Genomic DNA, 23,880 nt, shown 5'->3' on the forward strand with positions numbered 1-23,880 from the left:
GTGAAGCACGAGAGGCTCCATGCAGACAAGGGCACGCCGCAAAGGTTTTGCAGAGCCATCCATGCACGAGCCAGAAAAGCGAAGCCGATCCCTGGCAACGCTGCACCTGTGGGAAATCGCAGCCCTTCGCGAGGTGATCATCCTCGTCCTTGCGTTGGGTCTGCTTTGGGCTGCGTACATGCTGCGCGGCGTGCTGTTCCCGATTCTCGTCGCGATCGCCCTGGCCTATGTCGTTGATCCGGTCGTTACGGGTCTGCGTGCGCGGTATAGGTATCCGCGTACATTGACGGCACTGGCGATTCTCCTGCTCCTCATCGCGGGCCTCGCCGCCTTCGGGACATGGCTGATGCCCCGATTCGTCGAGCAGGTTCACCAGTTATCCGAAAAGGCGCCGGTGTACTGGGAGAAGCTGCGTCAGTACCTGCCGGACGCTGAAAACCTCCCGAGTCCCGCCGCGGCACTGGAATCTGTCGATCCTGGAACGGTTCTCCGCAGCACGATCGGCGGTGCGGGGCACGTGTTCGGTGTTCTCGGCGGCGTGATCGGATCGGCCGGGTATCTCGTCGTTGCAGGCATCCTCATTCCGATCCTTTTCGTGTTCTTCTCCGCTCGTTTCGATCGGATGAGAGATTTCCGTGAATACCTGCCTTCGACTCGCCGCGACCGAATCTGGGAACTGCTCTCCAAGATCGACGCGGCGTTCAGCGGCTACGTGCGAGGCCAGCTGGTCGTGGCGGTCTTCACGACGATGGGCTTCTGCGTCGGCTTCTCCCTTATCGGTGTTCCGTATTGGTTCGTGGTGAGTCTTGTCGGCGGCGTGCTCAGTCTCATTCCCTACGGGCAGTGTTCCGGTTGGATCCTGGCCATGCTCCTTCAGGGAGCAGAAACACTTGCAGGCGACCAGGCGTTCAGCTTCTTTGATGTGCTGCTGGCGCCATCACTGGTGTACCTGGTGACGCAGTCGTTGGAAACGTGGGTGATCACGCCGTTGGTGCAGGGGGAATCCACACGGCTGCATCCGATCGTCGTACTGGTCTCGCTACTGGTGGGAGGTGCCCTGGCGGGCGTAATCGGGTTGATTCTCGCCATTCCCGTCACGGCTTCCGTACGTACGTTATTCCAGGAGCTTGCGGTGCCTCGATTAAGACGATGGGCGGAAGCCAACTGACCGGCGCAGCATCGAAGAGATTCAAACTATTAGAATCGATACAACGCCCCGACCGTGGCGCCCTCCGGAAGCTGCCCTTCCGGCACAATGAATGCGCGGCCGCCTTGCCGCTTGGGCGTCCTTTCGCAAGACGCCCGGGTTCAGCTTGAACATCCCGCGTCGGTCGGAGGGGCAAGGTCGAACTCCCGCTGATCGCCCTCGTGGAAAACATGGACCTGATCCTGGAAACCGATTCTCGCCGGACCGGACCAACCGTGCTCAAAGCGAACCGTGAGCTTTTCGCGCGTCAGATCGACCTGCAGCCAGTGTCCGCGATAGCGAATCCGCTGACTCACGCCCCCCAGCTCCTCGGGCAGGCACGGATTGAACCAGAGCACATCGTCACGCATCTCGAGACCGGTGTGACATCGCTGGATGACGTCCACGGTGCCGGCCATCGCACCGAGGTGGATGCCTTCCGGCGTGGTGCCTCCCTGGATGTCGGTGATGTCGCTTTCCAGGGCGTGCCGGAACAGTTGCCACGCCCGCTGGCGATCACTCCGGGCAAGCACCCACGCGTGGACCACGCGACTGAGCGTCGAACCGTGCGAGGTTCGAGCCATGTAGTAATCGACGTTCCTGGGAATGATCTGCTGAGGATCGAATTCGTAATGCATATGCTCGAAGATGTCCTGCAACTCCTCGGCTGAGAACAGATAGAACAGCATGAGCACATCGGCCTGCTTGCTGGCCTTGTAGCGATTCGGCGTATCGCCCTCGGCTTCCAGGATCCGATCCAGTCGTTGGATGTCACCGTACTTCTCGCGGTACGCCTCCCAGTCGAACTCCTCCAGCTGCTCGTACCCTTCAAACTGTGAAATGATGCCATCGTCCTGAAACGGGACGAACATCTTTCGGCTCACCGTTTCCCATCGCTGAAACTCGTCGTCCGTGAGCTGAAGTTTCCTGGTCACCTCTTCCTTTCGGTCTTCGGCCAGCCACGCGAACGCCCGGCAGGCGGCACGAATACTCCATGCCGCCATGACGTTCGTGTACGCATTGTTGTTCAGACCGTGGCTTTCGCTGCCAGGATACCGCGTGTGAAACTCATCGGGACCGGCCACCTCGTGAATTTCGTATCGGTCCCGCTCCGCGTTGTAGCTTGCCATGCTGGCCCAGAATCGAGCGATTTCCAGCAGCATCTCCGCTCCGTAGAACGAGAGGAACTCCATATCGTCCGTCGCTTGCAGATACTGCCACACGTTGTACGCAATCGCCGCATTGATGTGCCGTTGCCGGTGGGTATTGTCGGGTATCCACCGACCCGACTCGGGATTGAGGTGCAGGACCTGGCTCTCTTCGCGTCCGGAGCTTCCACTTTGCCAGGGGAACATGGCTCCGCGGAAGCCTGACGCCTTCGCCGCGAGTCGAGCCTGGGGCAGACGGCGATAGCGGTACATCAAGAGCGCCCGTGTCAGTTCCGGCATCCGCAGATCCAGGAACGGAAAAATAAACAGCTCGTCCCAGAAGATATGTCCGCGGTACGCTTCGCCATGCCACCCTCGAGCCGGGACACCGTTATCCTGATCGATTGAATTAAAACAAGCGGTCTGCAGCAGGTGGAAGATGTGCAATCGCAGCACGAGCTGCGGCCAGCTGTCCTCATCACGGATCGTGATGTCGGCCCGATTCCAGAGATGGGCCCATTCTCCGATATGAGAATCCAAGAGCACGCCGAACGGCTCGGCTTCGGCAATCGCGTTGCAGGCCGCGATACGGGGATGGCTGATTGCGAAATCGCGCGAAGTGAATATCGCAACCGTCTTCTCCACCCGCAGGGGCCTTTCACGCTCGCATTCAGCGAAGAGCCGCTGCTGTGCGATACCCTCCTCATCCGGCGTATGGCGCCGGACGCTGGCGAGGTCGTCCTCACGAAAAACACGCGTCCGGGCGGCCTGCACCATGCGGATGTTGGACTGGTTGCTCAGGACTTCGAGCCACACGCCGTCTTCACCCGTTTGACCGGATGCGACGACTTCCAAGTGCTTACCATTGAGCTTTCGATAGCGCTCGACCCCATCATTCACAACCGTGCCGTCCAGTGCAGACCGTATCTCGATCTCGCCACTCCAGTTTTCCGGTATCAATGTCCACTCGATTGCCGCCAGATGGTGCTGGCCCATGCTGACGATCCGGCGACTGGCAAGCTTGGTCTTCCGATTGTCCTCATGCCGTATTCGGATGATCCTCTCAAGCACGCCGGCACGCAGGTCGAGCGCCTGTTGAAAATCCAGAAGTTCTACGGAATCGATCCCTAGCCACGGACCGTCCCCAATTCGAAAGCTCAGGCAAAGCCAATTCGGCCAGTTCACCAGGTCTTCATTCTCGATGATCCGGCCCGATACTTCGCTCTCGACACGGTTGTATCCCCCGGCGAGATAAGTACCCGGATAGTGCTTGCCCCCGGCCTGGACCTCTTCCGCAGCGCCTCGAGTAGCGAAATATCCATTCCCGAGCGTGCAAAGCGCCTCCCGCAGCGGTTGCGCCTGTGGATCCCAGCCATCATAAGTAAGGAACCATCGCTTGTCCTTTGGAGTGTCCATTGCTTTTGAAATGATGAGCTTCCCCGAGAGGTCTACCTTTTCCAATTATCGCGCGGAGCAATCATTGCTGTTCCCATTACCGACATGCCGAATGACGGGACGGTTACAACAGGATTTCTTCGCGGCAAGGTTCTGGATTCATTACTTCCAAGTCTATTCAAGCCCTGACCACATGATGATGACGGCGTTGTTATCTCGAAGATTGCTCATGTTAAGCAAGAGACGATCATTGACCATGGATTGAGGTCTCCTCACAGCGTACCCTGGAGCTCGATCCCGACCCATGAAAGGTCCGCAGCCATGTTGAACCAAAGAGCCAGTGGAATCCTGCTACATCCCACGTCGTTGCCCGGTCCGCATGGAATCGGCGACATCGGTCCCGAGGCGTATCGATTCGTGGACCTGCTGGAAAAGACAGGCCAATCGCTCTGGCAGGTCCTGCCGCTGGGGCCAACCGGCTATGGCAATTCTCCTTACATGTCTTTCTCGGCCTTCGGCGGCAATCCCCTGCTGATCAGCCCGGACCTGCTGAGAGAAGAGGGGATGCTGGCTGCCGAGGACCTGAAAGACCGACCGCGGTTCTCCGAAGGCCGGGTCGAATATGAAAGCGTCATTCATTACAAGTACGATCTGCTGGAAAAGGCATACCGGCAATTCCGCCAGGAATCGTCCGGGAGGCTCCCGGCCGACTTCTATTCCTTCTGCGAGCGGAACGCCTTCTGGGTCGAGGATTATGCTTTATTCATGTCCCTCAAGGAAGCTCATGAACAGCGGGTCTGGTCGGAATGGGAAGAGAGCGCGGCCCGCCATGTTACGGCGTCGCTCGCTCGGTGGCGAAATGAGCTGGCCGATCGAATCCAGTTTCGAAAATTTCTTCAGTATATCTTCTTCAAACAGTGGTGCGCCCTGAAGGACTATTGCCACGAGCGGAACATACGGATCATTGGCGACATCCCGATCTACGTAGCCTACGACAGCGCAGAGGTTTGGGCCAATTCCCATTTATTCCATCTGGACGAACAGGGGGATCCCATCGTCGTCGCGGGCGTACCGCCCGATTATTTCAGTAGCACTGGTCAGCGATGGGGTAACCCGATCTACCGCTGGGAGGCCATGGCCGAGCGCGGATTTCAGTGGTGGATCGAGCGTTTTCGGATGAACTTTGCGCTGGCGGACGTCGTCCGCCTTGACCATTTTCGCGGCTTCGAGGCGTACTGGGAAGTCCCCGCGAGCGAGGAAACAGCGACCAACGGCCGATGGGCGAGGGGCCCGGGGGCGCAGTTGTTCTACGCCGTGGCCGAAGCGCTCGAACGCCTCGGCATCGAATTCGACGTCATCGCCGAGGACCTCGGCGTCATCACGCCGGACGTCGATGAACTCCGTGACAAGATGGGCTTTCCGGGCATGCGGATCTTGCAGATGGCGTTTGGAAACGATCCCAAGGCCGCGGATTACAAGCCTCACAACTACGACAAGAAGTGCGCGGCCTATACCGCAACGCACGATCATAACACGACGGCCGGGTGGTTCACTGCGGAACCGGGTTCACAGACGACCCAGACACCGCAAGAGATCGAAGCAGAACGCCGGCTCGCCATGGAGTACGTTGGCAGCGACGGGCATGAGATTCACTGGGATTTCATCCGCCTCGTGTTGGCGTCGGTAGCCAACACGGCGATCGTCCCGATGCAGGATTTGCTCGGATTGGGTACCGAGTCTCGGATGAATCGCCCCGGGAGCGCATCCGGTAACTGGGAGTGGCGACTCCACGCAGGCGCCGTGACGTCCGAGGTGAGCGACCGACTGCGGGAGTTGACGAATCTGTATGGGCGCAAGCAGAATTCCCCGGACGACCCGTCTCCGGAGAAATAAGAGGAACGCACGATGTCGCATGTCTACTGGACGATCATTGGTTCGACTGCGGCCCTGCTGACAAGCTTTGGTTTCCTGCCGCAGGTTCTCAAGATGTGGCGGCGGCGTTCCGTCGGGGATGTAAGCCTCGGGACGCTCGGCCAGTTCGCGGTCGGCGTCTGCCTCTGGGCACTGTACGGCTGGTACCTTCGTGATGCCGTTCTCATCAGTGCAAATCTGCTCACCCTCGTCACATTGCTGGTGGGGCTGGCCCTCTTCTTTCGCTTCCGACGTGCACCCGCGGGCGGCATCCTGCAGGGAGCCTTACGCGGGGCGGAGGAGCTTGGAGTGGACCCGGCGATCGCCGTTCAGAAGAGCGCCAAGGGCCTGATGCATGCGACCTACGAAGCAGGTGGTGACCTTGCGGCGGTGACGCAATTGGCGATTGCAGAAGCCTTCGAAGCCGCCCAATCGGCGGACCTCTTCATGACGCCCGAAAAGGCAGTGAACGCCGCTGCCATCGGGGTCATGGAGGCAGCCAGGGAGTTCGACGAAGAAGCGGCGAACAGGGTCCGAAAGGCCCTGTCCCAGGCGCTCGACGACGCCTCGCTGCAGCAAACACCCTCCGTGCAGACGGCATGATGTGCGTTCTTCCCCGCCGCATTGCGATCGACCGACGATCGTGTCTCGCGAGACCCATCGGCTTGAACGTGGACCCTGAATTACGACGCATGATTGGAAAGCGCGCATTCCGACAGCAGGCAGCCGCAGGGAATCGAGGAACGGAAAGCGCAGCGGCCGAAATCGGTGTTCGGAGAGGGTCGCGCTGAACGCTCAGGGAATACGTTGGCCTCGATATCGGTTCGCTACGACGGTTGGTAGCTCACAGTGTTGGCCCAAGATCATCTGGAGGAGACCCTCCTACGTGATGTGCTGGAGCTGCAATGGCGATTATTCATCGTCTTGGTCGATCGCATCCGCATCGCCTTCGATCTCGCCGCCGGTTTGGGCAACCTCGATCATCTCCTTGAGCTCATCGACATCGTCTGCGGCTTCCAGTTCGACGCGGACTACGGAGAGGTCTGTCTCATGTGCGGTACCGGCCGCGATCTCCCAATCCCACTTTCCGTGCAGCACTTCCTCTCGAGAGTCTGCATCCACGGCGATGACAACCTCGGCCTCGGCGAGCAGATCCTTCCCGAAACCGGCCCGCAATTCTTCCATCGAAATAATGTCATGCTCAAAAGTGCTCATGCGAACACTCCCTTGTTCCAGGAACTCCACGGGTCGGCTGGACTAGTTGATGTCACGACGCTTACGACCCACGACCGCAACGTAATGGAGAGCCTCACCGCTCGTGCTGAGCCGATGCTGGTAGCGCTTCTGGTTGCAAATCTCGAAGTCGCCCCGATCGGCAACGGTCCGGATGAGTCCCGAGAACCCCGACCGGTCGTTTCCGTTCAGGAAATCTTCCTTGATATTGAAGGCGACCCAGCCCCCGTCGCAGACCAGATTGAAAGCGGTAACAAATGCGGCCGTGGGAATGTCCCCGAACCCCAGCGCCGCGACACAGGTCATCGCGTTGAACGAGTGACTCCTCAGCTTCCTGCTCTGATGCGCGTCCAGGTCAGTCAGGTCCGCGACCTGGTAGTCCGCGTACACGTCGGGCCGGTCGCGCTTCGCGGCGCTCGCCGCCTCCCGAATGATGTCGGTGCCCACAATGAACTCGACACCCATGCGTGCCAACTCTTCGCCAACCATCCCGTTTCCCGCGCCGACGTCCAGCACACGAAGATTGCTCGGCGGCGACCCCGAAGACCGAAGTTCGGCCGACAGCAGCCCGCATACAACCTGGGGCGAATTGCATTTGAGGATGTCGTAGAACAGCTTCTCGTAAAGCCCCGGTATCCCGTATATCTCCGCGTAGTCATGGAACCGGATCTGCCGCCACGAGCCTCCTTGCCTAACGACACACCACTCGGCGTCTTGTGATAGCGATAGACTCGGTTCCGGCAGGGCAATAATCGGGGCATCCCTGCCGTTTCTCCGTGAACAGACGTCCGAGGTCGGTTTTGTGTGTGTAAGCATTCATTACCTTTCCAGGGCTTCCCTGAAGTTCTACGTCGTGTGTCCCACCGCGGGACGGCGTCGATTCTTGTTCTCGCGAACACGGCTATCGGGTGTCTTCTCGAAAGTTGTCTCTGGACCGCTGGGCGCGGGGCCGGGAATCGGCTCGATCGCCAGGATGGGGGACGCGTCAGCCGTATCGACATCCATCATCTCGGCAATCCGCTTCAGAGAGGCCAGCGTCTGAAGCCGCTCCCAGTCCTTGAGCTTTCCCAGTTCCGCACGGAACCGATCCTGCAGAAGAGACGGCGCACTTTGCAGGGCGCTCAGGCCGCCCGATGTCACCGAGATGGCCGTGCTGCGCCCGTCCGTATCGTGCGGCCGACGCTCAATGAATCCGGCGCTTTCCAATCGGTGAATGATTCCGCTCAACGTCGCCTGGCTCAGACGCATCTCTTTCGCGAGGCGGGATAGGGAACACGGCCCCAATCGTGACGCGGCGCGAAGCGTGGCCAGCTGCGGCCAAGTCAACCCCACGGCGTGATAAAGTTGCCGGGAATGATGATCTACGCCGCGAATGATCCCCCGCAGGGCTTGTACGATCTCCTCCTCGACGGTCAGTTCGTTGGTCAAAGCGATTCTCCGAGCGCCCGGATTTATATCGTCCACGAAGTATAATCCAACGGGAGCACCCTGCAAAGCGCGCTGCTCCAATGATCGCAACCATCGTTATTTCAGACGATTATCGGATGTTCCGGCAAGCCGCCTGCGACCTTGAATTCCGATCGCACGCCGACTTACTTTGTGCAGTAATTATCTTCGCCGCGGCCTGCCGTACGTCATTGACCACACCGGTTAGGGTCGTTTGCTGCGCCGCCCGCACGGCCGCGCTCACGGCGCCCCTCATGGGAAGTCGGACAACGGATTGCGACGCTGGCTCATTACGCGCGATCAATCCGGCTTCCATTTCGTGTTCATTCTGCAACGGCATATTCACTCCCGGACGGGGGCGAGCCCCTCCGACATCGGGAGGTTGAGATGAGAATCGGCGTATTCGAAGTTGAATCATGGGAACGGGAGGGACTCGAGCGGCTCAGTGAGAGCCACGATGTGCGCCTGACCCGGGAGCCACTTCGCGGAAGGAACGCGGAGGAATTCAGTGACATCGAGGTTGCCGTTCCCTTCATCTACTCCCAGCTCGACGCACCGGTGCTGGAGAAGCTACCGCAGCTCAAGCTCGTCAGCACTCGCTCCACCGGTATCAACCATATCGACGCGGATGTTTGCGCCGCCCGCAAAATAACCATCTGCAACGTGCCGAACTACGGCGAGAATACGGTTGCCGAGCACGTCTTCGCCTTACTCCTGACCATCAGCCACAAGGTTCACGATGCCATCGATCGCACGCGGAAAGGCGATTTCTCATTCGAGGGTCTCCGCGGGTTCGACCTTGCCGGCAAGACAATCGGGGTGATCGGCACCGGCAGCATCGGCGAGCACGTCATCCGCATCGCTCTGGGATTCGGAATGCGCGTCGTGGCCTTCGACACCAGGCAGCGCGACGATCTGGCGCGCGAGCTGGGATTCGAGTACAAGTCGCTTAACGATCTGCTGGGCAAATCCGACGTCATTACGCTTCATGTGCCCGGCTCGCCCAAAACGCAGCACATGATCGGGCACGAGCAGTTCAACCAAATGAAGCGCGGAACCGTTCTGATCAACACGGCCCGCGGCAGCGTGGTCGACACCCGTGCGATGATGCAGGCCCTCGCAGACGGGCGCCTCCTGGCCGCCGGCCTCGATGTACTCCCTGAGGAACCGACGGTCCGCGAGGAAGCCGAGCTGCTGCACTCGATGTTCCAGAAAGAGCACGACCTGGAAATGTTGTTGGCCGACCACGTGCTACTGAGGCAGCGAAACGTGTACATCACGCCTCACACGGCCTTCTGCACGAAGGAGGCGGTGCAGCGCATCATCGACGTGACAGTGCACAACATTGGCGCCTTTCAGCGTGGCGATCCGCAGAATGTGGTCGTAGCAAGTTCATAGCGGGAGGAAATTGCGGTAGCAGTCAAGGCTCAGGATCGGAGGCACCGGTTGGGCATTCCGCAATCAGGCGATTCCCGAGACGACAGCCAAGGAGGTCAACGAACTCTTCCGACAAGGTGCCAAAGGACAGGCGGCCTGATCGGTCACACGGATAAAGCACATGAAATCGAGCTTCGCGTTGGTGAATAAGCTCCGGCAGTCTGGCGAAACGCATGTTGTTCTGGTTGTGATGGACGGCCTCGGCGGGCTCCCGCGACAGCCTGACGGGCCGACCGAGCTCGAAGCCGCCCGTACACCCAATCTCGATGAACTGGCCCGCCGCGGCATCTGCGGCCTGCACGAACCCGTCGGCACCGGCATCACGCCCGGCAGCGGCCCCGGGCATTTGGCCCTGTTCGGCTATGATCCGGTCGAGTACGAAATCGGCCGCGGCGTGTTGTCAGCGCTGGGGAGCGAATTTGAGCTTACCCAGCGCGACGTGGCGGCTCGCGGAAATTTCTGCACGGTGGACGACGAGGGTCGCGTAACGGACCGCCGGGCCGGGCGCATCAGCACCGAGCAAAACGAGGCGCTGTGCGAGCGACTACGCCAGATCAGAATTCCAGGCGTCGAGCTGTTCGTGGAGACCGTCAAGGAGCACCGTTTCCTGGTCGTGCTTCGGGGCGACGGTCTTTCCGACGAATTGGGCGACACCGATCCGCAGCGCACGGGAGTCAAGCCGCTCGAACCGCACACCACCGGCAATTCCAAGGAAGCTGCCGCGACGACCGACCACCTCCGCCGATTCGTCGAGCAGGCCCGCCAGGCGCTGCACGATCAGCACCCCGCCAATATGGTGCTCTTGCGCGGCTTCGCCAGACTCCCCGACTGGCCTGGTTTTCCCGATGTCTTCGGCCTCCGACCCGCCGCCCTGGCCGACTATCCCATGTACCGCGGTGTCGCCAAGCTCGTCGGTATGCAGGCCCTGAAAACTGGAACGACCATCGAAGAAAAGGCGCAAACCGCCCGCCAGCACTGGAATGACTTCGACTTCTTCTTCTTCCACCACAAGCGCACCGACAGCAGCGGTGAGGACGGCGACTTCGATCGCAAAGTGCGCGAGATCGAGAAGGTCGACCAGGCGCTCCCCCACATCCTCGACCTCGCCCCGGATGTCATCCTCGTGACCGGCGATCATTCCACGCCCGCGAAATTGAAGGCGCATAGCTGGCATCCCGTGCCGGCCCTGCTCTGTGCTGCCAATGCCCGGCCCGATACCGTGGAGACCTTTGGTGAGAGAGCGTGCCAATCCGGGGCGCTCGGTCCGCGCTTCCCCGCACACCACCTGATGCGCCTGGCGCTCGCCCACGCCGGCCGGCTCGCCAAGTTCGGGGCTTGATTCCGCCCGTTGGTACTGCGACGACGATTTGCTGTCTCCGTTGTGCTCACGCCTCCCAACGACGGAATATAGAGAGATGGCTGATGCTTGCCCTTGCTGAGAACGCCTGAAGCCCCCGCGACGCATGTCTTGCATCGGGGCAATCTTGCACCGGATTACGCTCCGCTCATCCCGATTTTCACCTCCGATCAGCCCTTTGTCGGATAATTCTCTTGTGAATGGAGGACCATTACATCCACGAGAAGGAGAAGAAATCGTGAAGACCGCGGAGAAGCAATACGAGAAGATCGGAGCAACCAAGGGCTGTGCAGATCACGACCATGATCTGATTCAGGAGCTGGACAAGCGCCTGGATGCGGTGTGGCGCATGGACCAGTACATCAACAACGCCGAGGGAAAGTCGCAGATTCGTGAGTTCTGGACACAACTGAAGAATCAGGAACAGCAGAGCGTCAATCAGCTCAAGGATCTGGTTGCCAAGGAGGTCAAGGAAGGCTGCTTCTGATCACCCCGACCCTGACTGTTTCCGGTAAGCACAGACCGTCCCTCAGAAACGCCCCTGCGAAACCCTATATGGATGGAGAGAGTAGCGCAGGGGCTACTCTTTCTCTCTGCCCGCGCACACGAGAACCCCGATTCGGAGAGCGCGCCAGCACGATGGTGCGCTCTCCACACAAGGCGACCTCATTGCGGTTGGACCGCCGGAAATGACCGAGTAAACTCGGCGCATGCCAACGCTACATGTCAGCGCTGTGGATGTGTGGATTCTCGTCGTTTATGTGATCGGGACAAGGATCCTCTTCAGTTGGTACTTCGCGCGCAAGACACAGACGGGTTCCGAGCAGTACTTTCTGGCGGGGCGGAAGCTGCGCTGGCCCGTCATCGGCCTGTCCTTTTACGTCGCCAACATGAGCGGAGCGAGCTTCGTAGGCCTTGCCGGAAGCGGTTATCACAGCGGCATCGCCGTCTACAACTACGAATGGCTCCCGGCCGTCATCCTCGTGTGCTTCGTCGTCTTTCTGCTTCCGCTTTATCTGAAGCAGCGCGTATTTACGGCACCCCAATACCTCGAACATCGATATGGCCGTAGTTGCCGCCTGGCGTTCTCCGGCTTCCTGTTGCTCGCCAACATCTTCATTGACGCCGCGGTCGGGCTTTACGGAGGTGCCTTGGTCGTCCAGGCCGTCTACCCGAACCTTTCGCTCTTTCTCATCATCGCGGTCATTTCTCTCATCACAGGACTCTATATCTTCTTCGGTGGTCTGGGTGCCGTTATTATCAACGACGCCCTGCAGGCCGCCCTGATTTTGATCGGCGGAGCCGTGGTCACGTTTCTCGCCTGGCGCAAAATTCCTTCCTGGGAGGCCGTCCGCCAGGCGTCGCCGCCCGAGGCATTTCACCTCATTCAGCCCGCAAACGATCCACTGATGCCCTGGCCCGGGCTGGTAACCGGCGTGCTGGTGATCGGCATCTACTTCTGGTGCATGAACCAGACCATTATTCAGCGGGCCCTCGGAGCAAGGTCGCTTGATCACGCGCGATGGGGCTCACTCTTCGCCGCCGCCCTCAAGATCCCCAATCTCTTCCTTTTTGTGCTCCCGGGCCTCATGGCGGCCGCGCTGTACCCGTCCCTCGAGAAACCTGACCTCGCCTTTCCGGTGCTGGCCTTCGATCTACTGCCCGTCGGATTGCGCGGCGTGCTGCTCGCTGCTGTCGCCGCAGCCATATTCTCCAGCCTGGAGGCCATACTCAATTCCGCGTCCACGCTCTTTACGATGGATTTTGTTCATACGCTGCGACCCCACGCCAGCGACCGGACCCTCATGAACACGGGCCGTGCCGCCACCATCGCCTTTATGATCATCGCCGCTGCCTGGGCTCCACAAATCGCCCGTTTCCCGACCCTCTGGCAATACGCCCAGTCCCTCCTGGCCTACGTGACGCCGCCCGTTGTAGTCATCTTCATGTTCGGCCTGTTTTGGAGGCGGGCCAACTGTCCCGCAGCGGTGATCACGCTTACGGCGTGCGTGCCCGTGGGCGCCGCATGGTGGATCATCAATGACTTGCTCGCCTGGACGTCGGTCCAGTTTCTCTATGGTTGCGGCGTGACCTTCCTCTTCAGCGCCGCCGTTTTCGTTCTTACGGCGTATCTGACCGAACCTCCGCCGCAAAGCGTGCTGCAACACATGTGGCATCCGTCCATCTGGCGCGAGGAATCCCGTGATCTGCACGGTACGCCCCGGCACAGGAATTACCGCTGGCTCGCCGCCATCCTGCTTCTGGTCACGGCCGGCGTTGTGGTTTGGTGGGCTTGATCCCGTACCCGGCAGACTTGTGCCGACCTCGACGTCGATGATCCGTCGCTGATAACGCTTTACGAATCTCGTTGTGCGACGGCCGCGCCGCGTCCCTCTCTCAACGAAGCATCATTCTGGTCGTCGTATTCGATGGCTTTGTCCCATGCCTCGACGGCGTCGTCGAAGCGGCCGAGCAACTGCAGGGCCTTCGCTCGCCAGGACTGCGTATAGCTCATATAGTATCGCGCAGTCGCCTCTCGGGGTTCCTTTTCGAGCACCGCAGCGAGACGCGAAACGGCCTTGTCCAGCCATTCCATCGCTCCGGCCCCTTGACCTTCACGCACCGCGATCTCTCCCAGATTCGTATAGCTGCCGGCGATGTCAATGGAATACTCGAGCACGGCGGGGTGACCCGCGGCAAGCTCCTCGCGAAGCGCCAGGGCTCGGCGATGCGTCGCTTCAGCCTTCACGTTGTCCCCCAGCAGTGTGTAGACTCCTCCGAGGTTATTCAGACTGGCGGAGAGCGCATTCTGATACAGCGCTACACCGGGATGCGCATCAACAAGCGCCTGGCCCAGGCTGACCGCCTCATTCAGGTACGGCTCGGCCAGCTCCGGCTGGTTGGTCATCGAGTACAATTTTCCAATGTTCACATCGCTGACCAGCACATCGCTTCGATATTGTTCGACTTCGGGATGTTGACGGTAGATGCGCCTGCGAATCTCCAGGCCTTTCTTGTGCCCTTCTTCTGCTTCAGGCCACCGCTGCAACAGCGCGTACATCGTGCCGAGGTTGTCGTAAGCGTTGGCCACCGCGCCCTGCAGTGCGGGATCGGCGCTCTTGAGATCGATCTTTTCCCCTTCAGCAATCACAGTCCTGAACAGCCGCTCCGCCTCCTTCATGCGGCCAGTGTCTTTGTAAACCAGGCCCGCATTGTTCTGGACGGACAATCGGTCTTGCAGGGCGGCCTGACCGCCCTCTGTGCTCTGATCCAGCTTGTCGAAGATCGCAAGAGCCTTGGCGTAGGATTCCTCAGCCGCGCCGTTGTTGGCCAGTTCGCGATCAATATCCCCGAGCCGCCAGTAGGCGGAACCAAGGTCACGCCTCAGTGCCGGATCGTCTGACCTCTGTTTCGCAAATGCTTCGTAGAACTCCTTCGCCGTTCCCAACAGGCCGCGCCGCAGCGATTCAAGTCCATGAGCCTTGAGTTCCGGACTCTCGCTGACTTCCGTGAGATACTTGTCCACGGCCTCAACGGCCGCGTGCAGGTTGGCCTCCGCCCGCTCTCGCTGCGCGGCCTCGGCAGCCCGCGCCCGATCGGCCTGCACGGCCAGCCAGAGGCTGACCGCCGTTCCGGCGATCAGAACGACAAACGCCGTCATTACGCCGCCGACCAGTCCCTTGTTCCGCTTGGCGAATTTCTTGAGTTGGTACGTCGTGCTCGCCGGGCGCGCGACGATCGGCTCATCATTCAGATAGCGACGGATGTCCGCCGCCAGTTCCGCCGCTGAGCCATAACGTCGCAGCTTGTCCTTTTCCAGCGACTTCCCGACGATGGTTTCCACGTCCCCGCGGAAAATCTTGTTGTACGTGCTCAGCGGCGCGGGATCATCTTCTCGAATCATCCGCGCCGCTTCCGGGATCATCTTCCGTGACAAGTTGTGCGGCAGACGCCCGGCCAGCAATTCGTACGTTATCACACCCAGAGCGTACACGTCGCTGCGTGTGTCAAGCTCCGTCGGATCGGCCAGGACCTGCTCCGGCGACATGTACGCCAGCGTGCCGATGAGCTGCCCCACGTCCGTTTGCATGGTGGTGACCTGGACGTCCGAGTCCGTGGCTCGGGCGACACCGAAGTCGAGAATCTTCGGCTGGCCAAGATCGTCCACGAGAATGTTGCCGGGCTTGAGATCGCGGTGGATCACGCCCTTCTGGTGGGCATAGTGGACGGCATCGCAGATTCGGGCCATCAGCGCCAGACGGTCCCGTGTACCGAGCCGGGCGGCATCGGCGTATTCGCCAAGCGGCCGACCCTGGATGAACTCCATGGCAAAATACGGCTGCGCCCCTTGGCCTGCATCGGCTGTGCCTGCTTCGTAAATCTGGGCAATCGCCGGATGCTGAAGCCGGCCGAGTACCTGCGATTCCTGCTCGAATCGCCGCAGGATGGAAGGGGTCGCGACGCCCGGACGGATAACCTTGAGGGCAACTGTTCGGCGCGGCTTCTCCTGCTCCGCCTCGAGCACCGTGCCCATGCCACCCTGACCGATGACCCGCACGACGCGATACTTCCCGATCCGCGGCGGCACCCGAACCCCGCCGGACATGACCTGATCCGCACCGAGCGTCTCGGCCGATGCGACCGTTTCGCTCGTCCCAGACCCGGCGTCAGCATCGCCGTCCATGTGTGTCGCTCCTCGAGCCGGGCAGGCCCGTACCGCTCCGTTCAGATCGGGAGGCAAGAAAGATCACGAGAATGGACCCGAATCGGAAATCGTATCTTTGTCGAACAGCCGCCTCAAGCCGGAACCGTGCACGGAAGAGGCCGCTACTTCGTCGTTACAGTGGAGCACTCGCCCGGCTGTTCCGTTTCCCCGGAAGGAGCGTTACCTTGCTCGTCCAGCGGGCGCCAGAACCCGACAGTGTCCTCCTCCACCTTGCTGTAACCCTGCGTCTTGTATTTGCTGAATGAGTTGTAGCTCCAGGCAAGAAAGTCCGAGTCGCCGCCGCCTTGCGTCGTAATCAGAAAGCGATTGGCGAGCTCACCAAATCCCCTCGCTTGATCGGCCGGCGAGGGCTTGTCGCCGCGGTTGGCATCGACCGGCACCCAGCCATATCCGGGCAGATAAACCTGCGCCCACCGATGGAACGCCTCGTCGATACTCGCATCATCGCCCCGCACGACGATGCTGCCCTGATACCGTGCGGGAAGTCCGGCGGCGCGGCACAAGGCAATAAACGTATACGTATATTCCGAGCAGGAACCCGTGCCGCGCTTCAGGACCACTTCCGGAACATCCCATCCTCCAACCATCTGATATTCGAGTGAACCAATGACGAAATCGTAAATCTTCCGGGCGATCCAGTACGGGTTCTTCTCGTCGCCGACGATCTCCCTGACTTTATCCTGCATGAAGGGGGAATCGATCCGGTAGCGCGAGCCATTGGCCGTGTACCTCGTCCGAATTTCGTCCGGGATGGCATCCAGTGTCCTCGTCCGTTCCGGCATGATCAGGTACCGGATGGCCGAGACTTCCACGTCGACATGGTAATCCAGTGAGGCCTTGGAACCCGCCGGCACCGTCTCCCAGCCGAACGTCGCGCACGGCTGCCCCCACTGATCCACAACGCGATTGGCGGGCTCACGAGAGAAAGCGACCGCACCAAGAAGCTTCTGCTCCGGAAGGTCCACCGGCAGCCCTACGTTGACCCTCAGGTCCATGACCGTTCCGGGGCCGTAGTTGTTGAGCGCCCAGGTGTACTCCACCCTTGCCCGACGAGTATCGAAAACCTGAAACATCTCATCGTCGTGAATGACGAGTTTGTAGATGGAGCCCTTCTGAAGGTCCACATTCCACAAGAATCCGTCGGCCCAGGTGAGACCGGCCGGATATGGACCGGGCGCGGCGACGATGCCGATCACTTTTCCCTCCCTGGGCTCGACCATGTAAATCTCGTTCTTGATCCGATCACTGACCCACAAGTAGTGCCCGTCAAAGGCCAGGCACCGGGCCGATGGCTCCGGGGCATCGAAGTACCGGAGAATCGTCCCATCCTCGGGAAGGACTTCGTAGACCTTCCCGCCCGCAAGGACAAACAGGGTCTCCTCGGCGAATGCAAGTCCGGTCGCCTGCTCCGCCGGGGCCATGAACGCCCGCTCGACGACGCCTCTTTCCGGGTCAAGTGCCTGAATGAGTCCCGTGTGATCGTCCGAGACCCAGACAAGACCTTGGCCGAACGTCAGTCCATGCGGTTTGAGTGTGGGAGCATCCCACTCACGGGTCACCGACCCGTCACGGGGATCAATTTGCCACAGCTTCGAAGTGCGCCAGTCCGCAAGGAGCAGCCGACTGCCGTCCCAAGCGAGACCGGATGGATAGGCAGACGGGCAGGCAATCGACCCGACAACGTCCCCCGGTGCCGCAAATGATACACGAGACGAAAGCAGCAACATTGTCGCAACGAAAAGGCATGCATAGTTGTTCTTGATGACTCTCATGGCGGGCTCCTTCAATTGGGCGACGCGTTGCAGATGGTCGCGCGTCGAAAACCGAGATGCGCGGAAGGGTTGGCCGCACCCCGATGCAGCGCAGAAGCGACGTCAGCCATTCTACCTCTTGCACGGCAACGAACAAAGCGACCCGGGAAGTGCACTGCGGCGAGCCGCAGGATTGAGCGGCGCGGACTTCTTCAGCGACCTTGGGCCTCGCTTGCTTTCTTGATTCAAGGGGGCAGATCGTGGGGCAATTCGATACGCGCAGGGCGGGACCACAATATAACGCCCCCCCAGACGTCTGAGCGCAGCCGCCGTATCTAGATTTTGCCCGGAACGACATCAACCAGGGAACCGGCGATATCGCGCAGCACCGCCAGCGGATGCTGATCGCCGTTGATGCGCAGGATGAGATCCTCGGGATAGGCATGCAGTACGGGCGCGGTTTCCCGATCGTAGACTTCGAGGCGGTTTTGAATCACTTTGCGGTCGGCGTCATCAGGACGGCCTGACTTGGCGGCGCGATTGGCCAGTCGCGTGATCAGCGCCTCGCGATCCTCCACCACCAGGTAAACGATCCGTCTTACCTCGATCACGCCGCGCAGCAATTCCACCTGCTTGGTCGTCCGGGGAATACCGTCCAGGATCAACGTATGGTAACCCGGTCGGATCGCCTCCGCGCCGATCTTCTCCTCGACGTGGTGACGGAAGACGCGAATGGTCAACTCGTCGGGAACCAGCAGGCCCTTCGTGGAGTAGGAAAGAAACTCCTTGCCGATGTCGGACTGCTTGTCCAGACCCCGGAAGATATCGCCCATCGCCAGATGCACCAGGTTGGGCATCTGCCCCAGAATCACGCCCTGCGTGCCCTTCCCCGAACCCGGTCCGCCGAACATGAGGATGCTGGGATACGTGCTGCCCGCCACGACGTTCTCCTCCAAAGGCGACTGAACCCCCAGGGGTCTATCGGCTGTTGCGTCCGTACTTCTTATCGAACGCCTCCCGCAAGGCTGGAGACTGGATTGAAACCCGCGCATTCCGGAAAAGGCGCTGGTGAAGCTGTGCGATTCGCGGTTCCACGAGCCGGTCCTGCAACCGGCGTTCCAGCAGGGGTCGAACTTCTTCGAATGTCGGCGATTCCGCCGGAATGCGCTTCTCAACCTTGAGAACGTGATACCACTGCCCGATCCGCACCGGCACCGCCAACTCTCCCGGCGGCACGCTGAAGGCGGCCGCGCGGAACGCTTCCGGCACCGATTCGTCGTGCCGCGAGAATGGCTCCAGGAGCCCGTCGTTCAGCGCCCCGGCCGAGTTGAGACTGAACCGTCGCGCCAACGCGCCGAAATCCTCCCCCTCCCGCAGCCGATCCAACATCCGCTCCACCTCCACCGGTGAACTCAATTGAATGTGACGCACCTGAACCCGCTCACCATACACTCGTCCATACTCACCGCGCAGATCATCCTCCGTAATGCGCAGCTCGTCGAGCGCCAGTCGCCGGAGCAGGGCGTTGCGGCGAATCGCCAGAAGGTACTCCTCACGCGAAACGTTCCGATCTTCTAGCAGTTGGACAAGCAGGTCCTCGGCCGATAAACGGTCATACGCCCGACCCGTGATCGCCGTCAGCGGATCGATCAGCTTCCGCAGGGCCCGATCGTATTCCTCATCGATATCAGCTTGGGTGACATGCAGGCCGCGCTCCGTCGTGATCCGTTCCGCCGCCACCAGTACGATCATCTGTTCGAGCAGTGCCGGCCCGTGTGAGCGAAGTAGAACGTCGACGAACTCAGAGACGGCGATCGGCCGGTCGTCGATTCTCGCCAAGACGTCGTCGTCCCTGAGCGCGTCCGAACGGGCCGACTCGTTTCCATGCGATCGCCGCGGCTGCGCCTGTCGATCACCACCGGACTCCGCCGCCGTGATCGATTCCCCCACACGCGGCATGGAAGAGCTTGACGGAGTCGCACAACCCGAAACGAGCACGAGCCCCACCGTCCCGATCAGGGCCATGCCCGGCCGTTCGCCGACCCGCCGTCTGCTCCGGGCCCGCCTCGTCCTCCACAGCCGAGGCTTTCCAGGATCTCGGCTTCCTCGCTGATTTGGCCAGTCCGTCAAGTGATCGATCCTTGCGAATTGCCTTCGACAACGACCGTAGCAGCGGCCCCGGGCGGGGTCAATCAGGGCGCCGGACAAGCGCGCCGAACCGGACGTCCTCTGGTTCGATTGCCGGACGTCCCGTATCATCCTTGAAGAGCGGTATCAGGGATGAGCGAATCAGGCAGCAACACAGAGGTCATCATTCTCGGCAGCGGAACTTCCCATGGCGTGCCCATGATCGGCTGCCACTGTGATGTCTGCACTTCCGACAACGTGCGCGACAAGCGAACGCGCCCCAGCATCTGGGTCCGCACGAACGGCATCTGCATTCTCGTCGATACCGCCCCGGAACTCCGCCTGCAATGCGTGGCCAATGGCATCGACCATCTCGATGCCGTGCTCTTCACGCACCACCACGCCGACCACGTCGTCGGTCTGGACGATCTCCGTCGGTACAACTGGCTCACGCGTCAGACGGTAAGATGCTATGGTACCGAGCGCACCCTCGATCGCATCCGCCGCATGTTCGCCTATGCTTTCGAACCCGCCCCGGACTCGCCCCACAGCCGCCCGAACCTTGAACTCATCACCATCGATGAAACGCCCTTCGACGTTCGCGGCGAACGTATTGTCCCCATTCCGCTGATGCACGGGCCGTTACCCGTCATGGGATTTCGATTCGGACGCTTTGCCTATTGCACCGATTGCAGCTTCATACCCGACGATTCCATGGAACGACTCCGCGATCTCGACGTGCTCGTACTGGACGCCCTCCGCCGCACACCCCACCCCACGCACTTCAATCTCGAGCAGGCGGTAGCCGCCGCAACCCAGATTGCTGCCCGGAAAACCTATTTCACGCACATCGCCCATGAGCTGATGCATGAAGACACCAATGACGAGCTGCCCGACGGAATGGAGCTCGCCTTCGACGGCCAGCACATCACCTTGTAACGGCGCGGGCCGGGTCCCGCCCCACGCGAACGTCTTTGTCCAGTGTGCCAATGCTCCTACGCTTGGGCGGCGCCTCTCGAATGCCGCTTGCCTTTGGCTCGTGTGCCACTGCTCTCGAGCAGTGCATCGTAAACGCCGCGTGTCCTCAACCCGCGTAGGTTTCTCCGCCTGCCAGCAAGTACCCCGGCGACACCATTCGACCCGTGATCCCCCCGCTTGTACCACGGACGCTCACTTGCGTTCGTCCCGCGGATTACTAGTTTGATAGGATGCGCCGTGCCGAAGATATGAGCTGGAGAAGCTTCTCCCCATCAGGGGATGGAACTGTCGGCTCCGACGAGGTTCGCTTGATGTCGCAAGAACGATCGCCCGTCAGCCACGCCGCCGAAGCCGGCAATGTCACCGGAACTGCGTTGCCGCGACGGCCCTGGCGTTCCATTGCCACAGGGGCAACCCGTCGCCGCATCTTCTCAACCGCAGCCATCCTGTCGATCCTGCTCCTCAGCGGATGTGCCGTCGTACGAAAACACCAGGCCAAGCGCCACGTGGCACGGGGAGACGAGCTGCTCCAAGCGGACCACTTGGATGAAGCACTGGCGGAATTCGAAGCTGCGGCCGAGGTCGCCCCCCAACTGGCCGTCGTTCACTCCCGGCTGGGCAACCTCTACGAACGGATGGGCGACTACACGCGGGCCATTGACGCATTCGTGGAAGCCGTCCGGCGCGATCCTCGGTCCTTCGACGACACCTTCAGCCTTGCCCGCCTCTACCAACTGACCAATCAGTTGGTGGATGCCATTCGAGCCTATCTTCATGCCGTGGAGCTGCGCCCCAACGACGCACAAACCCAGCTCAATCTTGGAACCTGCTACCACCAGAGCGGCGACTACGCCCAGGCCGTGGTTCGTTTTGAGAAGGCCATTGAACTCGATCCTTCCACTCCCGAAGCATTTGTAAACCTGGGCGTTTCGTTGGACGCCCAGGGCAAACATTACGAAGCTGTCAGGGCGTATCGAGAAGCTCTTGAACGCGACAGTCAGCAGCCGATGGTGCTGGTCAATCTCGCCAAGACCTATATGAAGCAGGATCGGCTCAAGCTGGCACGGCAGGCCTTGGAGCAGGCCGTCCGCATGGATGACCGTCTCGCCGAAGCGCATGAGGCCCTGGGATATTGCCTCTTTCGCATGCGCGAAATGGATGCCGCCGCGGAGAGCTATCGCCGGGCGCTGGCTTGCGATTGGCGACTCCCCAGAGCACACGCCGGACTGGGTTCGATCAAGATGCTGGCCTATCTCTCCCAACCGGACCGCAACGACCTGCGCGAAGAGGCCCTGGAACATTGGCATCGGTCTCTCGAGCTCGCGCCCGACCAGCCCAAGATTCGATCACTTATCGAACGATACCGCGTTTCCCGGTCCGACCCGAGTGCAGCACTACTTGACGGGGGATGATCCAAACGCGCGTAATTGCCGATCAGAAAGAGATTCACGGGGTTTCCGGACTGGGAATCGGCATGCGGTTGTGTACCCTTGACCTCCGACGGGGTATTTGGATACGATGTATTCGACGCGGGGGAAGAACCCACAAGCGTCATGAGTTGAGCTTCGCGAGAGGAGGCTTACTCCTGGTTGATCCGGTACTTGGGTCGGAGATGCCGGAACTGCTGGTGTAAAGATAGCACCGCACAGGAGTTGCCTGCCCAGGAATCCGTTTCTGCTCACCCCAGTTTCATCGCCGCCGCATAACACTCCATCATTCTCACCCTGTTAGATGCCCTCCGCAGGGCTGCGCGATCGCAGCGGGCAAGGGACGCCTTCCATCCACGGTCCGTACGAGGGGCGGAACGATTTGGTATTCGAACAACTCGATTCTCGTCTCAAGGTACGGGATCGATTCCGCCGCGCGAAAAGGGATGGCAGCGGATGAGTCGCCGTGCCGTCATGATCGAGCCGCGAATGGCGCCGTGTCGCTGCAGGGCCTCGATGGCGTATTCGCTGCAGGATGGGCAGAACTTGCACTGTCCGACCAGGTGCGGCCGGATGGCAAACTGGTAGCCTCGAATCAGAAACACGGGGATGGCGACAAACGTCGTATTGAGCGCGCGGCCGAGTCTCCCGGGCAGACCCAACGGTCGGGAAAAAGAACTTGTTGCTGGGGACTGATCCACGACAGACGGAATGGTATTCCGCAATTGCCCGACGTCCAGGCAAGTCCATGATATCGCGTTTTCAGCGAAATAAAGACACGATCAGCAGAATGACCGCCGTCGCGGCCGTGGCCAACGCGCAAAGACCCACGATCTCCCGGACCCGGTCACCAGAGCGAGCCAGTGGGCGATCCACCCATTCCACCAGCGAGACGCCCGCGTTTGCCGCAGAGTGCGCAAGACCTTCGGCCGAACGGAGAAGCACACGCTTCGCGGAGCCCCCGGCAGCTCTCTCTTCCGTCCCTTCGGACGCGCCGTCCCCGCCCGCTGTAACCTCACCTTCCTCCTCGATCGATGGGATGGAATCATCGTCGAACATCGCCTCGGGATCGATGGGCTCCGGGGGCTTGGAGAACGAAGAAATACGCCCGACCCCCGATTTGGGCCCGGGCTTGGGGTCGCGGGCCGCAGACTCTTCGCCCGGATCCGATTCGACACCGCCCGGCGTGGAACGACTTTGATCGGCGATGCTCTCAATCCCATCGTGATCCGTTGTTTCTTGTACACCCTCCGTGACAGGCCGCCCGATTCCACGCTTATCTTCCTGTAACGGGTCGGCCGGTTCCGCCGACCTTGTGAACTCCGACATGAAGTCGGGAATCTCATCACCGGAAGATGGGGAGTCAGATGGAGCTTCGAGAGGATCGCCCAGATTGGCGTCGAGTTTCCCGGTGTGGGATTTCGTGCTGGACGGCCCAAGGGCCTGCCGCGTTTGGCCCAGAAGCTCGTCAACTTCGCCGATCTGGCGTTCCACGGCTTCCGTGGTCGATTCGCCGCCGACAGCGTCCAGATCGGAGAGGGAATCACGCTCGGCGCCTCCGGCGTCGACGCGCCCGAGATCGGACGAGACCTCATCTACCAAAGCCGCCGCCTGCGCCAGCAGGGCATCGAGATCCTGCTCGCCCCCTTCTGAGGGTTCCGGGGCCTGATCGGGTCGATTCTGGTCGCCGGGCGACGGCGACTTCGGTTCATCCGGCATGGGAAACTCCGCTGCCGCTTTCGATGGGGCAATAACGAG

Annotated in this window: 19 protein-coding genes; 9 read left to right on the forward strand and 10 right to left on the reverse strand. The window is 60.7% G+C overall.

Annotation, left to right across the window (positions count from 1 at the left end):
* Window positions 1-61: 61 nt before the first annotated feature.
* Window positions 62-1,168, forward strand: coding sequence for an AI-2E family transporter (locus J5J06_05845; protein ID MCO6436592.1), 1,107 nt, complete (start codon window positions 62-64; stop codon window positions 1,166-1,168).
* A 140-nt stretch (window positions 1,169-1,308) separates the two neighbouring features.
* On the opposite strand, the gene J5J06_05850 is transcribed toward J5J06_05845, so the two are convergent.
* Complete coding sequence (locus J5J06_05850; protein ID MCO6436593.1) at window positions 1,309-3,750, reverse strand: glycoside hydrolase family 65 protein; 2,442 nt, start codon at window positions 3,748-3,750, stop codon at window positions 1,309-1,311.
* Between the two features lie 300 nt (window positions 3,751-4,050).
* On the opposite strand from J5J06_05850, the gene malQ reads away from it, so the two are divergent.
* Both malQ and J5J06_05860 read left to right on the forward strand, forming a co-directional pair.
* Window positions 4,051-5,622, forward strand: coding sequence for a 4-alpha-glucanotransferase (gene malQ / locus J5J06_05855; protein MCO6436594.1), 1,572 nt, complete (start codon window positions 4,051-4,053; stop codon window positions 5,620-5,622).
* Window positions 5,623-5,634: 12 nt separating this feature from the next.
* Window positions 5,635-6,243: a hypothetical protein gene (locus J5J06_05860; protein MCO6436595.1), complete on the forward strand. Its 609-nt coding sequence runs from the start codon at window positions 5,635-5,637 to the stop codon at window positions 6,241-6,243.
* A 309-nt stretch (window positions 6,244-6,552) separates the two neighbouring features.
* Here the strand turns inward: J5J06_05860 and J5J06_05865 are convergent, their stop codons facing one another.
* From J5J06_05865 to J5J06_05875, 3 genes are read right to left on the reverse strand one after another with little or no spacing between them, the layout of a single operon-like run.
* Window positions 6,553-6,855, reverse strand: a complete 303-nt coding sequence (locus tag J5J06_05865) for a hypothetical protein (GenBank protein MCO6436596.1) — start codon at window positions 6,853-6,855, stop codon at window positions 6,553-6,555.
* A 42-nt stretch (window positions 6,856-6,897) separates the two neighbouring features.
* Window positions 6,898-7,689: a methyltransferase domain-containing protein gene (locus tag J5J06_05870; GenBank protein MCO6436597.1), complete on the reverse strand. Its 792-nt coding sequence runs from the start codon at window positions 7,687-7,689 to the stop codon at window positions 6,898-6,900.
* Window positions 7,690-7,719: 30 nt separating this feature from the next.
* Window positions 7,720-8,301: a MarR family transcriptional regulator gene (locus J5J06_05875; protein MCO6436598.1), complete on the reverse strand. Its 582-nt coding sequence runs from the start codon at window positions 8,299-8,301 to the stop codon at window positions 7,720-7,722.
* 405 nt (window positions 8,302-8,706) lie between these two features.
* On the opposite strand from J5J06_05875, the gene J5J06_05880 reads away from it, so the two are divergent.
* From J5J06_05880 to J5J06_05895, 4 genes are all read left to right on the forward strand, one after another.
* Complete coding sequence (locus J5J06_05880) at window positions 8,707-9,717, forward strand: hydroxyacid dehydrogenase (GenBank protein MCO6436599.1); 1,011 nt, start codon at window positions 8,707-8,709, stop codon at window positions 9,715-9,717.
* A gap of 160 nt (window positions 9,718-9,877) precedes the next feature.
* Window positions 9,878-11,095, forward strand: a complete 1,218-nt coding sequence (locus J5J06_05885) for a 2,3-bisphosphoglycerate-independent phosphoglycerate mutase (GenBank protein MCO6436600.1) — start codon at window positions 9,878-9,880, stop codon at window positions 11,093-11,095.
* Between the two features lie 256 nt (window positions 11,096-11,351).
* Window positions 11,352-11,600, forward strand: a complete 249-nt coding sequence (locus J5J06_05890; GenBank protein MCO6436601.1) for a hypothetical protein — start codon at window positions 11,352-11,354, stop codon at window positions 11,598-11,600.
* A gap of 223 nt (window positions 11,601-11,823) precedes the next feature.
* On the forward strand, window positions 11,824-13,410 hold the full coding sequence (locus J5J06_05895) for a sodium/solute symporter (GenBank protein ID MCO6436602.1): 1,587 nt from the start codon (window positions 11,824-11,826) through the stop codon (window positions 13,408-13,410).
* A 59-nt stretch (window positions 13,411-13,469) separates the two neighbouring features.
* Here J5J06_05895 and J5J06_05900 read toward each other — a convergent pair whose 3' ends face one another.
* From J5J06_05900 to J5J06_05915, 4 genes are all read right to left on the reverse strand, one after another.
* Complete coding sequence (locus J5J06_05900) at window positions 13,470-15,797, reverse strand: protein kinase (protein MCO6436603.1); 2,328 nt, start codon at window positions 15,795-15,797, stop codon at window positions 13,470-13,472.
* Window positions 15,798-15,940: 143 nt separating this feature from the next.
* Entirely contained in the window at window positions 15,941-17,611 is a 1,671-nt protein-coding gene (locus J5J06_05905) for a transglutaminase (GenBank protein MCO6436604.1), read from the reverse strand.
* 314 nt (window positions 17,612-17,925) lie between these two features.
* Complete coding sequence (locus J5J06_05910; GenBank protein ID MCO6436605.1) at window positions 17,926-18,531, reverse strand: nucleoside monophosphate kinase; 606 nt, start codon at window positions 18,529-18,531, stop codon at window positions 17,926-17,928.
* Between the two features lie 37 nt (window positions 18,532-18,568).
* Window positions 18,569-19,615: a peptidylprolyl isomerase gene (locus J5J06_05915; protein ID MCO6436606.1), complete on the reverse strand. Its 1,047-nt coding sequence runs from the start codon at window positions 19,613-19,615 to the stop codon at window positions 18,569-18,571.
* Window positions 19,616-19,870: 255 nt separating this feature from the next.
* Between J5J06_05915 and J5J06_05920 the strand changes: the two genes are divergently transcribed.
* Window positions 19,871-20,656, forward strand: coding sequence for an MBL fold metallo-hydrolase (locus tag J5J06_05920; protein MCO6436607.1), 786 nt, complete (start codon window positions 19,871-19,873; stop codon window positions 20,654-20,656).
* A gap of 350 nt (window positions 20,657-21,006) precedes the next feature.
* The gene (locus tag J5J06_05925) at window positions 21,007-22,107 is read left to right on the forward strand and encodes a tetratricopeptide repeat protein (GenBank protein ID MCO6436608.1); all 1,101 of its coding nucleotides are present in this window, start codon (window positions 21,007-21,009) and stop codon (window positions 22,105-22,107) included.
* A 425-nt stretch (window positions 22,108-22,532) separates the two neighbouring features.
* On the opposite strand, the gene yidD is transcribed toward J5J06_05925, so the two are convergent.
* Window positions 22,533-22,733, reverse strand: coding sequence for a membrane protein insertion efficiency factor YidD (gene yidD, locus J5J06_05930; protein MCO6436609.1), 201 nt, complete (start codon window positions 22,731-22,733; stop codon window positions 22,533-22,535).
* A gap of 151 nt (window positions 22,734-22,884) precedes the next feature.
* Window positions 22,885-23,841: a hypothetical protein gene (locus J5J06_05935; protein ID MCO6436610.1), complete on the reverse strand. Its 957-nt coding sequence runs from the start codon at window positions 23,839-23,841 to the stop codon at window positions 22,885-22,887.
* Window positions 23,842-23,880: the final 39 nt, after the last annotated feature.

The organism is Phycisphaerae bacterium, from assembly GCA_024102815.1.
Taxonomy (GTDB): Bacteria; Planctomycetota; Phycisphaerae; order UBA1845; family UBA1845; genus JAGFJJ01.